The organism is Nocardia lasii (assembly GCF_042658545.1).
In the GTDB taxonomy this organism is placed as follows: Bacteria; Actinomycetota; Actinomycetes; order Mycobacteriales; family Mycobacteriaceae; genus Nocardia; species Nocardia lasii.
In genome coordinates, this window is sequence record NZ_JBHSQN010000006.1 from 34,394 (window position 1) to 48,160 (window position 13,767).

The 13,767-nt window shown below is 70.6% G+C and carries 12 protein-coding genes; 10 read left to right on the forward strand and 2 right to left on the reverse strand.

The window, feature by feature from the left end; genetic code table 11:
* The first annotated feature begins 25 nt into the window (after positions 1–25).
* Genes ACFP3H_RS11525 through ACFP3H_RS11540 form a run of 4 tightly spaced genes read left to right on the forward strand, consistent with a single transcriptional unit; the run spans position 26 to position 4,107 of the window.
* Complete coding sequence (locus ACFP3H_RS11525; protein ID WP_378603824.1) at positions 26–805, forward strand: hypothetical protein; 780 nt, start codon at positions 26–28, stop codon at positions 803–805.
* Complete coding sequence (locus tag ACFP3H_RS11530; protein ID WP_378603827.1) at positions 802–1,833, forward strand: DUF4129 domain-containing protein; 1,032 nt, start codon at positions 802–804, stop codon at positions 1,831–1,833. Before ACFP3H_RS11525 ends, ACFP3H_RS11530 begins: the two co-directional genes overlap by 4 nt.
* Positions 1,830–2,816, forward strand: coding sequence for an AAA family ATPase (locus ACFP3H_RS11535; RefSeq protein ID WP_378603830.1), 987 nt, complete (start codon positions 1,830–1,832; stop codon positions 2,814–2,816). The genes ACFP3H_RS11530 and ACFP3H_RS11535 overlap by 4 nt, the downstream gene beginning before the upstream one ends.
* A 4-nt stretch (positions 2,817–2,820) precedes the next feature.
* Positions 2,821–4,107 carry a DUF58 domain-containing protein gene (locus tag ACFP3H_RS11540; RefSeq protein ID WP_378603833.1) on the forward strand — a complete coding sequence of 429 codons (1,287 nt, stop codon included), beginning with the start codon at positions 2,821–2,823 and terminating at the stop codon, positions 4,105–4,107.
* A 583-nt stretch (positions 4,108–4,690) separates the two neighbouring features.
* On the opposite strand, the gene ACFP3H_RS11545 is transcribed toward ACFP3H_RS11540, so the two are convergent.
* Complete coding sequence (locus ACFP3H_RS11545; RefSeq protein WP_378603836.1) at positions 4,691–5,461, reverse strand: RDD family protein; 771 nt, start codon at positions 5,459–5,461, stop codon at positions 4,691–4,693.
* A gap of 80 nt (positions 5,462–5,541) precedes the next feature.
* On the opposite strand from ACFP3H_RS11545, the gene ACFP3H_RS11550 reads away from it, so the two are divergent.
* Positions 5,542–6,576 (forward strand): stage II sporulation protein M, encoded by a 1,035-nt coding sequence (locus tag ACFP3H_RS11550; protein WP_378603838.1) that lies wholly within the window; start codon positions 5,542–5,544, stop codon positions 6,574–6,576.
* Between the two features lie 708 nt (positions 6,577–7,284).
* Here ACFP3H_RS11550 and ACFP3H_RS11555 read toward each other — a convergent pair.
* Positions 7,285–8,628, reverse strand: coding sequence for a hypothetical protein (locus ACFP3H_RS11555; protein WP_378603841.1), 1,344 nt, complete (start codon positions 8,626–8,628; stop codon positions 7,285–7,287).
* A 273-nt stretch (positions 8,629–8,901) separates the two neighbouring features.
* Here ACFP3H_RS11555 and ACFP3H_RS11560 point away from each other — a divergent pair, with 273 nt between their 5' ends.
* The 5 genes from ACFP3H_RS11560 to ACFP3H_RS11580 all read left to right on the forward strand — a co-directional run bounded on the left by ACFP3H_RS11560 (position 8,902) and on the right by ACFP3H_RS11580 (position 13,752).
* Positions 8,902–9,480: a hypothetical protein gene (locus ACFP3H_RS11560; RefSeq protein ID WP_378603843.1), complete on the forward strand. Its 579-nt coding sequence runs from the start codon at positions 8,902–8,904 to the stop codon at positions 9,478–9,480.
* Complete coding sequence (locus ACFP3H_RS11565) at positions 9,477–10,010, forward strand: hypothetical protein (RefSeq protein ID WP_378603845.1); 534 nt, start codon at positions 9,477–9,479, stop codon at positions 10,008–10,010. Before ACFP3H_RS11560 ends, ACFP3H_RS11565 begins: the two co-directional genes overlap by 4 nt.
* Positions 10,011–10,456: 446 nt before the next feature.
* Positions 10,457–11,290 (forward strand): FHA domain-containing protein, encoded by an 834-nt coding sequence (locus ACFP3H_RS11570; RefSeq protein WP_378603848.1) that lies wholly within the window; start codon positions 10,457–10,459, stop codon positions 11,288–11,290.
* Positions 11,290–13,056: an FtsW/RodA/SpoVE family cell cycle protein gene (locus ACFP3H_RS11575; protein ID WP_378603851.1), complete on the forward strand. Its 1,767-nt coding sequence runs from the start codon at positions 11,290–11,292 to the stop codon at positions 13,054–13,056. Before ACFP3H_RS11570 ends, ACFP3H_RS11575 begins: the two co-directional genes overlap by 1 nt.
* 60 nt (positions 13,057–13,116) lie before the next feature.
* On the forward strand, positions 13,117–13,752 hold the full coding sequence (locus ACFP3H_RS11580) for a class I SAM-dependent methyltransferase (RefSeq protein WP_378603854.1): 636 nt from the start codon (positions 13,117–13,119) through the stop codon (positions 13,750–13,752).
* The last annotated feature ends 15 nt before the right edge of the window (positions 13,753–13,767 follow it).

Consider the following 13,767-nt stretch of genomic DNA (forward strand, 5'->3'; position numbering starts at 1 on the left):
ACCGCCCACGGTGCCTGTCCGCCCCTTGCGATTTCGCGAATTGCTCGATGAGCCGTTCGCGCTGATCCAGGCCCATCTGCGGGTCTTCGCGGTACTCGGTGGCGCGGCGTTGGTGTCGGGGGTGTTGATCGTGCTCGGGGTGACCGGGCTGATCTCGCATCTCACCGACGGGTCCGACGCGGGGACGGCGTGGGGCGCGATTCTCGCTACGGCGGCATGCATGTGGCTGATGCGGCTCGGGCTGCGCGGGGCGACCGTCGCGGTGGTACTCGCCGATTTCGGTGGGGTGCGGTACGGGGTGCGCGGTGCGCTACAGGCCGCCGCCCGGCACGCGACGCCGTTGGTCCTGGCGCAGATCATGTTCTCGCTCACCGGGATCGGCGTGCTGCTGGTGGGCAGCATCCTGATCATCACCTATCCCCTCGCGCTGATCTGGCTCGCGCACGTGCGGGCGCGCCGGTTCGTGACCGAGCCGGTGATCATCGCCGAGAACGCGAGTTGGCGCCTCGGTGCCGCCCGGTCGAAGGAACTGATGCACGGCGCCGTCGGATCGACGGCCGGGCTGTGGCTCACCCAGCGCTGCTTCTTCGCGGTACTCGCGGTGCCCGCCTTCGGGATTCCGTTCTTCCTCTCCGATTTCTCCGGCACCCACCGCTGGGCCTTCATCGCCCTGCTCGTCAGCGGGTTCCTGCTGGTGGTGACGGTGGCCGAGATCGTGGAGGCCGCCAGCCGCGCCCTGGCCTACACCAGCCGCCGATGCGTGCGCGAGGGCTTGGACATCCGCATCCCGGAGGCCCGCCGGTGACGACTCCCCCCGACGGCACGCCGCCCCGGCCCCGCCTCGGTCCCGCCGCCGAGCACCGCGCCGCCGCCGAGAACGCCGCCGCCCACCGCGATTACGACCGCGCCCTGCGCGAACGCTTCCGCGCGGTACTGCGCGGCCTCGAACAGGACGGCAGCCTTCCCGTGCGCCGCTCGCGCACGGCGCGCGAGACCGCCGACGACGCGACCACCGCACTTCCACTGGAACAGTCCACCGAATTGCACCCGGCGGCACAGAGTTTCGACGAGGTCGTCTACGGCGGCCGCGCGGCCACCGAGGACGAGTACCGCCGCCTCGAATACGCCGACCGCTACTCCCAGTCGGCCCCGCCGCCGGTGCTGGAGCCGACCGAGATCGAGGTCGTCGAACGCGAACCCAAGCCGCGCGGGCAACGTGCCGAACTGCCTGCGCTGCTGCGCAACCCGCGCTTCTGGGCCGCGATCGCCGCCGCCCTCGCCCTCGCCCTGCTGCTCTACGCGACCATGCAGTCCTGCGGCGCCCCGACCGCCCCGCCCGTCCCCACCCCACCCGACCTGCCGGACGCGCCCGACACCCCGCCGCCCAGCTCGGACTTCGACCCCGACTTCGGCGCGGGCAAGGACTCGATCTTCACCCGCCTGCCCGGCTGGCTGGCCTACGGCGGCCTGATGTGGCTGCTCGCTTTCGGCGCCGTGGTCTGGTGGCGGGCGCGCAGACGCGGCGCGCTGGTCGGCGAGCCGCGCCCGGTCGAGGTCCCCGCGAACGAACTGCTCGCGGGGCAGGCGGGGCTGTACCGGCGATCGGGCGATATCGCCTATGTCGCGCACATTCTGCGCGGGGCGACCCTGCGCCGGATCAGGTCGCGGGTGGGCGCCACCCTCACCGACAGCCAACTCGTCGCCACCGTGGCGAGCCGACTCGGCGTATCGGAACAGCAGATCGGCACCGTCCTGTTCGGCCCCGTGCCGGACGAGGAAACCCTCAATTATGTTGCCGCACACCTCGAATGGATCGAGACGGAGCTCGGATGACCGACAACCAAGTCCTGCAGAAGACGCCGACTTCGGCCGAAGCCGCCGCGGCGCTGGCCGCGCTGCGCGCCGAGATCGGCAAGGCGGTGGTCGGCAACGATCAGGCCGTGCTGTACCTGGTGCTCGCGCTGCTGTGCCGCGGCCACGTGCTGCTGGAAGGTGTTCCGGGCGTGGCGAAGACGCTGCTGGTGCGGGCGCTGGCCACCTCGCTGGCGCTGGACCACGCGCGCGTGCAGTTCACCCCCGACCTGATGCCCGGCGATGTCACCGGTTCGCAGATCTACGACCCGCACTCGGCCGAGTTCACCTTCCGCCACGGCCCGGTGTTCACCAACCTGCTGCTGGCCGACGAGATCAACCGCACCCCACCGAAAACCCAGTCCTCGCTGCTGGAATCGATGGAGGAGCGCCAGGTTTCGGTCGACGGGCAGCCGCGCGCGCTGCCCGATCCGTTCGTGGTGATCGCCACCCAGAACCCGATCGAGCAGGAGGGCACCTACCCGCTGCCCGAGGCCCAGCTCGACCGGTTCCTGTTCAAGGTCGACATCCGACTGCCCGACCGCGACGACGAGTTCCGCATCCTGCAGCGCCACGCCGCCGGCTTCGACCCGCGCGATCTGGGCGCGGCCGGGCTGCGACCGGTGGCCGGGCCCGAGCACATCGCGGCCGCGCGCGCCGCGGTCGCGCAGGTGACGGTGAGCCCGGAGGTGCTGGCCTACATCGTGGATCTGTGCCGCGCCACCCGCTCCTCCCCCGCCGTCGCGCACGGCGCGTCCACCCGTGGCGCGACCGCGCTGCTGGCCGCCGCGCGGGCCTACGCGTGGCTCAACGGTCGCGCCTACGTGACCCCCGACGACGTGAAAACCGTTGCGATGTCGGTACTTCGGCATCGTCTGCAGTTGCGCCCGGAGGCCGAGCTCGACGGGGTGAGCACCGAGGGCGTGCTCTCGTCGCTGCTGGTGTCGGTGCCGGTTCCGGTCTGACATCGTGGTGGTCACAGGGCGGTTCGCGCTGCTCGCCGCGCTCGCGGCGGCATTGGTGATGTTCGTGGTGCCCTCAGTGGCGGGCATGCTCGGCGCGTGCGCGGTGTTGGCGATGCTGCTGCTCATCGATGTGGGGTTGACCGCGCGGGCCGATGCGCTGTCGTTCACGCGCGAGGCGTTGACGGTGGTGCGGCTCGGGCGCGGCACCGAGGTGGAGTTGGCGGTGACCAATATCGGGACGGCCACCGTGCGCGGGACGCTGTGGGATTCGTGGCCCGACAGCGCGCGGGCCGAACTCGCGGCGCACTCGCTCGACCTGGCACCGCACACCCGAATTCGCTTCCGCACCAAGCTGACTCCCACCTATCGCGGTGATCGGGTCGCCGGTCCGGTGACGGTGCGCCTGTTCGGTCCGCTGGGGCTGGCCGGGCGGCAGAGCCGGGTGGAAGTGCCCGCGCGGGTGCGCGCGCTGCCCGCGTTCCGCAGTGAGCGGCTGCTGCGGTCCAAGGTGAAGCGGTTGCACCATCTCGAGGGCCGCAATGTCGCCAATACGCGCGGGCAGGGCACCGAGTTCGACTCGTTCCGCGAATACGTGGCCGGCGACGACGTGCGCAGCATCGACTGGCGCGCCACCGCGCGCGCCGCCGACGTGCTGGTGCGCACGTGGCGGCCCGAACGCAACCGGCACATGCTGATGGTGCTCGACACCGGGCGGGCCAGCGCGGGCCGCGTCGGCGAGGGAACCCGGCTCGACGGGTCGATCGAGGCGGCACTGCTGCTCGGCGGCCTGGCCGCGGCGGCCGGCGACACGGTGGACCTGTTGGCCTACGACCGGCAGGTGCGCGCGGAGGTGAGCGGCGTGGGCGGCAACCAGGTGCCGTTGAAACTTATGCACACCCTCGCCGGTGTCACACCGCACCTGGTGGACACCGACACCACCGGACTGGTGCGCACCGTGATCTCCCGGGTACGCAGGCGGGCGCTGATCGTGTGGTTCACAAGCCTGGACGGCCCGACGGTCACCGAACACCTACTCCCCGCCCTCCCGACCCTCACCCGCCGCCATCGCGTCCTGATCGTGTCGGTCACCGACCCCGAGATCGCCGCGGCCGCCGCCGACCGTTCCGCGGTCTACGAGGCCGCCGCGGCGGAAACCGTGCTGGCCGAACGGGCCCTGGTGCAGGAGTCCCTGCGCCGACGCGGTGTAGCAGTGGTAGCCGCCGCCCCCGATCAACTACCCGAAGCCCTCGCCGACGAGTACCTCGAACTCAAACAATCCGGCTCCCTCTAACCTGTGCACAACCCAAGTTGTCCACAGCCCCACCCCATTGTGGATAACCAGAGTTTCCACCACTTCTCAACAGCTCATCAACAGATTCATCCACAGGGCGAGTTATCCACAGACTGCCTCGCGCACAGCCGAATTCATCCACAGCAGTTTCATCCACAACCTGTGGATGAACCCCGCCCCCGGCCTTCAACACCCACTTCAAACACCTGTGCCAGCCACACGGGCCAGGTGCGCCTGGTTGTCCGAGGCAAGCGCCGCGAGAACAACCCGCCCAACCACGAACGTCACACCCAGTTCAAACACCTGGGCCGGGCACTCAGCCAGGTACACCTGGGTGTCCCCGGCAAGCACCAAAACACCCGCCCAACCACCAACGCCCCACCCAGTTCAAACACCTGGGTCCAGCACCCCTGGGAGTTCTCGGCGCGCCTCCGCCTCTGGACTGAGTGGAGGGTGCGACGAAGGAGTACCCGGAGCGAGGGAAGAGGCGGAGTTAAGCGCCGAGAACCGCGGCGCCAGCCGCCAAAAAACACAGCAAGTTAAGCGCCGAGAACCCCTGCGCCGGCTGCCAGAGAACACAGCGTCAAGCGCCGAGTACCGCGGCACCCGCCGCCAGAGAACCCTGCTGACGACGAGCCAGAATCGCACCAAGGATGTGATACGGCGGATAACCCGTCGGTGCCTTACACCGCAGTTCCGCGCACATCGCCTCAACCAACCGCACCCCCAAATAATGCTGCGTGGCCGCGGTGAGAGTCGGCAACCTGGTCAGATACCGCCGCGCCGCACCAGCGAGTTCATCAGAGATCCCACTCGGATCCAGCTGCGCCGACCACCCGAGCAACCACGGTGGCGCGACCGCCAGCGACGGACTCGGCATGGCCTGCCGGGTGTGGATAACTACCGTTCCGGCGAGCACGTCGCCCACCCGTCGGCCGTCGCGCGAACACAGCGAGGTGACCACCGCGACCGCGCCGAACCCGCCGAGCAACCAGAAATCCACAATCGCGCCGGACAGGCCGCGGGTGAGCGCGTGCCGGAAGTCGATCGGTCCGGCGTCGGCGCGCACGACCCGCAACCCGAAGGCCAGCTTGCCCAGTGAGCGTCCGCGCGAGAGCGTTTCGCATGTCACCGGGTAGCCGATGAGCACGGTGACGACGGTGACTGTCACGATCACCGACAGCCACGCGGAATCGGCGTCGGCGGCGAACATCGCGATGATCAGGATGTAGAGCATCGTGGCGGCCAGGGTGAACTGCATGACGAGGTCGAGCAGGAAGGCGCCCGCCCGGCTGGGGATGCGCGCGAGGGGGAGTTCGAGCGCCACCGCTTCGCCGGTCGTGAATTCAGCCATGTGATCAGCATTCCCGATCTCGGTCACGCTGCCTACCGCTGGGCGGGCCGAATGTCACCGCCGCTGGCTAGCATTCGGTGGTGGACACCGACGCGTACAGCTGGGCCAACCAACGTTGCTGGTATCGGCTCGATCAGCTGACCCGCCAACGGAAACTGTCCGGGGCCGAGGCCGACGAGCTGGTCCGGCGGTATCGGACCACCTCGCAGCAGTTGGCCAAACTCCAGGGCCACCACCCCGATCCCGAGCTGGTCGACCGGCTCAGCGCCCTGTTGGCGCGGGCGCGTGGGCGGGTGCTGGCGGCGAAGTCGCAGCCGTGGCACGACATCGGTCGATTCTTCACCCGGCAGTTCCCGGCCGCGGTGTATCGGGCGTGGCCGTGGTGGGTGAGCACGGCCGGGATCTTCCTCGCGGTGAGCGCGGTGATCGCGGTCCTCGTCGACACCTCCGCGGCCGCGCGCCGGGCGCTGGGGATCCCCGAGGGCGATCTGTCGCATGTGACCGAGCCGGGCGGTTCGTTCGAGACCTACTACTCCGAGCATCCCAACGAGGCGTTCGCAGCGAAGGTGTGGACGCACAATTCGCTGGTGTCGGCGATCGCGCTGTTCACCGGCGTGCTGATCCTGCCCGCCGTGTACGCGATGTTCATGAACGCGCTGAACCTGGGGATCACCGGTGGCCTGATGGCCGACGCGGGCCGCCTCGACTCGTTCTTCGGCTTCATCCTGCCGCACGGCACCCTCGAGCTCACCGCGCTGTTCGTCGCGGGCGGGGTGGGGTTGAAGCTGGGGTGGACGCTGGTGGATCCGGGGCGGCGCAGTCGGGCGGCCGCGATGGCCACGCAGGGGCGCGCGACGGCGACGGTGGCGCTCGGGCTGGTGGGGGTGCTGCTGGTGTGTGGGCTGCTGGAGGGGTTCATCACGCCGAGTTCGCTGCCCGCGCCGGTGCGGATCGCGTTCGGTTTCGCGGCCGAGGCGCTGTTCCTGGTCTACGTCTTCGGGATCGGCAGGCGCGTGGCGAACGAGCAGGACGCCGACGCGGCGGCGCCGATCGCGGCACCGGATCCGACGCGGCAGTGGCTGGCAGTGCCCGATCCGGTGCGGATGCGGGCGTGAACCCGCATCTGCACGTGCATCTGAACGGCCGACAACTTCGAGCACACCGGGTCGCGACAGCGCGGGACAACCGGTAGCTACGGAAGGTTAAGTGATGGTGAAGAACTCCCCCATTTGAGTTCCGCTGGCCGCAGCGAGTCGGGCTCGAACTGCGGCCAGCGTTACCGTCAACTGTACACAATCGTTATGCCCACGCAACCCCCAACGTGCTGGTTAGGGGTAGGAATTGCGAACCTGCAAAGGCCTGTGGACGCACTGATTTTCACACCTGCAGCAAACCTCTGGCGCACCCGCCGGCGCGCGATCGGCGGCACCGAGAATTCACCTCGGGCAAACCTTCGAAACCGAGTCACGCAACCTCGATAAGGTTCTCGCGCGAATCCTCGGCAAGGTTGCTCCGGATCACACCCCGCCGCTCGAACGGGCGGTCACCTGGGGATTCGGCGAGAGAATTACGGTTGCGGACCAGATGACACACGAAAAGAGACTTCAAGTTTGTTTACAAGCCTGCAAACAAGATCGCTATTCAGCAATTCAGGTTGATCACCGGATTCAAGGCCACTAACTGATCAATTGACCGGTTGCGCGCGATCCGCCGGACCGCTCGAAAACGGCCGAAGAATGGTCGAAAACCGAGCAGCCACACCCGATGTGACCTTCGCCTCATTGCGAGGATATGACGGACGGCGTGGGTAAGGAGGCGCGGGCTCAGCCGACCCGCACGATCCCGGTGATGGTGCCCTGCCATAGCCCGCCGTCCCGGGTGATCAGGCCCGCCATCTGCAACGGGTCCTGCGCGATCGTGCCTGGTAGCGGGGTCGCGGAGCGGACGGCGCCGGTGTCGGGGTCGACGACGATGTAGTCGAAACCGTCGACCGGGGTGGTCACCTCGGGACCGGATCGGCGCAGGGTGTGGATGCCGCCGTCGGCCAGCGACAGGCGCGGGACGGCGGCGCTGCGGATCGGACTGTCCCAGATCGGGACGCAACCGTCGGCGGTGACGTCGACCCGGCTCAACCCGCCGCCGAACGGCGCGTTCGCCGGGATCGCCGGGCCCGCGCCGTCGGGGACGGTCGGATACGGGTAGCCGTAGGTGCTCGCGACGAAGACCGACGAACCGACGCCGATCGGCGAGTTCTCGCTGCCGCCGACCGGGACCGCCACCGCGCAGACCCGCTCCCCCGTGCCCGCGCGGAGCACGAGCAGGTTCACCGCGTCGTCGGCGTTGTCGACGACGGCGAGGTACTCGTCGCCGCGAACCGGGCCGAAGTAGGTGGGGGTCGAACCGGTGCCCCAGCTGAGCTGGCCCGGCTTGCGCGCGCCGCCGCGATCGTAGGCCGCGCGCCAGAGTTCCACGGGCGCACCGTCTTTCACGCCGAACTCGTACAGCGCGTGCGTACTCGCCACGGCCACACCACCGTGGGGCGCCGAGGAGATGCTGTTGGCGACCGTCTCGCCCGGCGGCAGCGCCACCCTCGTGACCCGCCCGTCGAGCCCGACGAACCCGACCACCCCGTGCCCGGTCGCGAACCACACATTGCCGTCCCAGTCGGGCACGAGTCCGGTCACATTGTCGCCCACCGGAACGACCCCGCCCAGATCCGCCGCCACCGTCGCGGTCAACCGCCACGCGCCGTCCGCGCCACGCTCGTGCGCGACCCGCACCAACCGCTGCCCGCCGTCGACCACGACCAGGCGATCGGCGTTGTCGAGATAGGCGTAGACCCCGCCGAGCAGACTCCCCTTCGCCAACGGCAGCGAGGCCAGCGCCCCACCCACCGGCCCCACCGCGCCCGGATCGAACAGGAACACCGTGGGCACCTGCCCGGCGATGGCGGTGCACAGCCCGACCACCATCGCGTCGGACCCCTGCAGCAGGGTCGGGCACGCCGCGCCCAGCGGGTAGACCGACACTGGCGCGCCCGGGATGGGACCGGCCAGCGGGGTGGTGTCGGAGGAACCCGCGTCGCCGTGCATGGTCGCGGTGCCGAGGGGGCCGAGGTAGGGGTTGGCCGGGGTCGGCGCATCAGCTCGGCCGTATGCGATTCCCACTCGGTCCACCCCGGCGGATGCAGCCGCTCGCCCACCATCGCCACCAGCCGCCGGATCGGCGTCGACCGAGGGGGTGGCCGGCGGCGGCGCGGCCGGGGCGGGTGGGCAGGTGGTGGCGATGGCGGCTCCGAGGAGCAGGGTGAAGGCGCGGGTGGCGGATCGGCGGCGGGGCACGGATGTATCGAACCCGATGGTCGGGCCCGCGCACAGTATTGGGCTCATCAGGAACGGGCGTTCCTTCAATTTCGGGCGCGGGGTGGGGATTCTGCGAGGATGGGTCAGCACTGGGGATCGGGCGACGCGGGTTCGGCGCGGGAATACCGAATGGTCAGGCTGTGCGGGCGGATCGAGGTCGTCGATGTGCTCGAGGAGACGACACGGCGACTGTGGGACGCGGCAGTCGGGCGGTGGCATGGGCGGGGCGAGGAGATCGCGACGTTTCCGCCGATGCGGTTGTGGCGCAGTGCCGTTCAGGACGGCGCGCCCGCCGGGTTGATGACACCGACGCTGTTCGCGCGCCGGACCGCCGCCGGGGACGCGCCCTACTGCGCGGGTCCGGGCGCTCGGCTGGCCGCCGCGATCATGCTGCTCACGGGAGCGCCGACGGCCGCCGTCGACCGTGGCTGCGCGCTGTTCGAGGTGACGATCGCGACCATCCACGGCGACCACGGCGACACCGCCCTCGACATCGCCCGCGCGGTCTACACCAGCGCGGGCGCCGACCCGATCCTGCGCGACGACACCGTGTGCCGGTGGACCGGAACGGCCGTTCCTGTCCCCGCGCGCCCGCCCGCGCCATCCTCGAAAGGCCCGGCGATCGCCGGGCATTCGCGCCTCGAGGAGGTCCGATGAGGTCCAAGCAGAAGTTGATCCGCCACCGTGTCGCGGCACGTCAGAGTCTGGACACGCTGCACCTGATCGACGTGGAGAACCTGTGCCACGGCACCGTGCGCGCCCCGCGCTGCGCCAACCTGTGGGGCCACTACCGACGCCAGGTCCCGGTGGGCCCGCGCGACCACATCGTCGTCGCCGCGAGCACCCCCAACGCCGCCGCCGCGTTCTTCGTCTTCCCCACCAACACCCGCCGCATCGCCGTGCCCGCCCGCCCCGACGCCGCCGACCTCGCCCTCCTCGCGGCCGTCGAACCCGACACGATGATCCGCCGCTACCGCCGCGTGGTGATCGCCTCGGGCGACCACCTGTTCGCCGACCTGGCCGAATGCCTGCACGCCGTCGGCAAGGCACCGATCCAGGTGGTGTCCGACGGCACCGGCGTCTCAGCCGGGCTGTACCGCCACTGCGCCGAACTCGTCCGCCTCCCTTGGGAATCGGCGCGCGGGTCCGACGCACCTGCCCTCGCGGGGTCGCCCACCCCGCGCTGACTGGACGCCACCCTCGCGAGCTCCGCCACGAGCCGACGAGGGTGGCGCGGCGACGATCCGGTACCGGCACAGCCTGATTCGGGAGCCACGCACGGTGAGCGCCGACGATCCGGGACCGGCGCAGCCTGATTCGGGAGCCACGCACGGTGAGCGCCGACGATCCGGGACCGGCGCAGCCTGATTCGGGAGCTACGCACGGTGAGCGAACCGACGATCCGGGGTGGGCGACTACGCGACTACGCGAGTTCGGGGGCTTCGCACGGTGGGCGCGACGGACACTCGCCGATTCCCGGCACCGAGATGACGCGGTAGCCACCGACGATCCGGGCCGGCCCGGTCAGGTAGGTGGGGGTGCGCACGGTGTGGGGTGATCGGAACGGCTGTTCCTGGCTGATCGCGACGGTGCCGAGCAGGCTGGGAGCATCCGAAGAACCAGGGAGATACCGATGTCGATCATCTTGTCGGCCGCCACCCTTCTGCTCGTGCTCGGCGGGGCGTATTACCTTCGCGCGCAATGGCTCACGCATCGGCGCGGGGTTGCCGAGGCGCCGCGTCGGGCACTGGATCGGGTCGAGGCGATGCTGCCCGCGCCGAGTGTGGAGTCGTTGCAGCACCGGATCGTGGCCAGAGTGATCGACGCGTCGTTGCGGACGTTGACCGCGCGGGTCGTGCCCGATCACGTCGTGGTGACCTTCGCCGGGTCGCTCGAGCCGACCCTGCGGGCGCACTGGTCGCGGATCGCGGCCGAGCTCGCCGCCGAGACCACCGCGATCGCCCAGCGCGAGGAGTACGAAACCGTCGGCACCGCTTACGAATACCGGCTCGACGCGACCTACTCGCCGCGCCGGTTCACCCTCGAGGTGAGCTTCCCCGACGAACGCGCGCGGGCCCGCGAGTTCGACGACTACACCGCCTACGCACCCGAAACACCGCGCGACTCCGACGATTACACCGAGTCGGCCGCGAATTCCGCTGTTCCGCAGTGGTTTCTCGTCCTTCCCGACGGCAGGTCCTACGTCCTCGAGGCCGGTCACGACTTCACCGTCGGCGCCGCCTCCGACTGCGACGTCGTCTTCAACACCCGCCACGTGAGCCGAAACCACCTGCGGCTCACCGTCTCCGCCGACTCCCTGCGCATCGACGACCTCGCCTCCACCAACGGCACCTTCGTCGACGGCACCCGCATCACCTCCCACACCATCCGCTACGACGCCACCCTGCGCCTCGGCCCCGACGCCGACTGCGAACTCCTCTACCGCCTCGAACAGGGCCCCCACTGATGACCGACACCATCGCCCTCCTGGTCCTGCTCCTCGCCGCACTCGTCTGCTGGACCGGATCCGCCCCGAACACCCGCCACTATCTCGCCCGCACCGGATCCACCCGCGACAACTCCACCCGCACCGGATCGGCGTCGAACAGCCTCGACGACCCCACCCGGGCAGGGTTCGCGCCGAACTCCCGCGACAACCACGCCCGGACCGGATCTGCCCCGATCAGCCGCGACAACTCACTCCGGCCGGGATCCGCCCCGAACAGCCGCGACAACCAACTCCGGCCGGGATTCGCGCCGGACAGCCGCGACAACCAAGCCCGAAACGGTCCGGTGCCGGGTTTCCACACCGGGCTCGCCGGGCGGAGGTTCGCACCGAACTTCCGGCATTACGTTGCCGCCGGGGTGATCCCCGCGATGCTCGTGCTGTGCGCCCTGACCGGGCTCGGTGCCGAGGTGCGGGAAGCGGGGTGGGCCGTCGCCGCCGGGGTCGGTGGTGTCGGCGTGCTCGCCCTCACCCGGAGGCTGGCCGTGCACGCGCCCGTCGTGCCGATCGCGGTCGGCGCGTGGACGTTGACCTGTCTGGGAGCCGTCACGGCCGAGCGGCTGAATCCTGGTGTGGGACAGGCGCGCTGGGTGGTGCTGGCGCTGGCGGGATTCGTGGTGGCCGCGTGGGTCGCGCCGCATCTGGGCGGGATCGGGTCGCGCGGGGGCGGGTGGGTGGCCGGGGTCGGTTCGGTGTTGTTGCTCGCGCCGCTGCTGCCGGGGATCGGGGCGCGGGTGTCCGGGGCGCCGGGGTGGGTGAGCATCGGGCCGGTGACCGGGCAACCGGCCGAGCTGGGTCGGCCGCTGGTGATCATCGGGACGGCGGCGATGCTGGCCGCGGCGGGGTCGTCGTTGCGCGCGGGTCGACTGCGCGCCACGCTGCTCGCCTGCTGGCCGCTGCCGATCGCCGCGGTCGCCGCCATGGCCGCCGACGACCTCGGCCCGCTGCTGCTGCTCGGTCTCGCCGTCGTCGCCATGGTGCTGCTCAACAAACCACGCCCGCTGCACACGCTCGCCCTGCTCGGCGCGCTGCTCGGCGGCGGCGCGCTGGTCTTCGCGCTCGTGGGCAAGCTGCACAACCGCCTCGAGCAGATGCTGCACCCGATCACCGACGACGGCCGCCTGCACAACACCGGCGCCGCGCTGCGCCTGATGGTCGACGGCGGCTGGTTCGGCAGCGGGTTCGGCGCCGGGGCCACCGAACGGGTGGTCAATATCGACAACGACTTCGTCCTGGCCGCGCTCGGCGGCGAACGCGGCTTCCTCGGCCTGCTGCTCGTCCTCGCCATCGCGGCGGCGGTCACCGACGCGTGCTGGCGCACCGCGAGCTCGGCGGCCGACGGCGGGCTGCGGCTCGGCGGCTACGGGTTGTCGGCGCTGCTGTCGGCACAGCTGATCTACACGACGCTGGCCACGATGACCGCGCTCCCGGTGACCGGGGTGGTGGTGCCGTTCCTGTCACGCGGCGGCAGCGCGCTGATCGGGGTCTGGGTGGTGCTCGGGTTGATCGCGGGGATCGGTCGGCGCCGCGCACCGGCTCGAGTCGCCGGTGACGAGCAGGCGGCACGCAAGCGCGGACAGGTCGCCAGAGCACTGGTACTGCTCGCCTGGCTGACGACCATCGGCGTCACCGTGCGGGTCTGCCTCGCCCCACCGGTGCCGACAACAGCCACGCCGGCCCACCAGTCCGCATCGACCGAGACCTGTCGAAGTTGCCCGGACCGGTGAACCGACCGCGCCGACGAAATCACGATTTCCGCGCCTGGCGGCGGCGAATACCATCGGCGCATGGCCGCACTCAGAGATCGTCTGCTCACCACCGTCGCCACCCAGCTCGGTAATCCGCACGGAACGCTGGGCAAGGGCGTGGCCTTCGTGCTCAACCGGGGGAACCGGCGGGCCATCGCGGCAGCGGTCGAGATCGTCGCGACGCCCGGCGCCCGGGTGGTCGATATCGGGTTCGGCGGCGGCGTCGGGCTGGAGTTGCTGGCCGCGCGGGTGGGTCAGGCGGGTCTGGTCCACGGGATCGAACCGTCCGCGGACATGCTCGAACGGGCGCGCGGCCGCTTCGCCCGCCAACTCGCGGACGGCCGGCTGGCACTGGCCGAGGGCACCCTCGCCGCCCTGCCACTGGCCGAGGACAGCGTCGACGGCGCGATCACCCTCAACACGATCTACTTCCTCGACGATCTGCCCGCCGCCTGCGCCGAGCTGGCCAGGGTGCTGCGCCCCGGCGGGACGGCCGTGGTCGGCATCGGCGATCCCGAGGCGATGACCAAGATGCCGTTCACCGCCTACGGCTTCACCCTGCGCCCGGTGGCCGAGGTCGTCGCCGCGCTCACCGCCGCCGGCCTGCTCGTCGAACAGCGCACCCTGGCGAATCCGCCCATCCCCCACCACCTGCTGATCGCGCGCAAGCCCTGAACCCGGGCACGAAAA

What these genes read in the sequence shown, in the direction of transcription:
- ACFP3H_RS11535 (WP_378603830.1), top strand. Translation starts at nt 1,830, where the DNA reads ATGACCGACAACCAAGTCCTGCAGAAGACGCCGACTTCGGCCGAAGCC.
- ACFP3H_RS11545 (WP_378603836.1), bottom strand. Translation starts at nt 5,461, where the DNA reads ATGGCTGAATTCACGACCGGCGAAGCGGTGGCGCTCGAACTCCCCCTC.
- ACFP3H_RS11580 (WP_378603854.1), top strand. Translation starts at nt 13,117, where the DNA reads ATGGCCGCACTCAGAGATCGTCTGCTCACCACCGTCGCCACCCAGCTC.
- ACFP3H_RS11570 (WP_378603848.1), top strand. Translation starts at nt 10,457, where the DNA reads ATGTCGATCATCTTGTCGGCCGCCACCCTTCTGCTCGTGCTCGGCGGG.
- ACFP3H_RS11565 (WP_378603845.1), top strand. Translation starts at nt 9,477, where the DNA reads ATGAGGTCCAAGCAGAAGTTGATCCGCCACCGTGTCGCGGCACGTCAG.
- ACFP3H_RS11575 (WP_378603851.1), top strand. Translation starts at nt 11,290, where the DNA reads ATGACCGACACCATCGCCCTCCTGGTCCTGCTCCTCGCCGCACTCGTC.
- ACFP3H_RS11560 (WP_378603843.1), top strand. Translation starts at nt 8,902, where the DNA reads ATGGGTCAGCACTGGGGATCGGGCGACGCGGGTTCGGCGCGGGAATAC.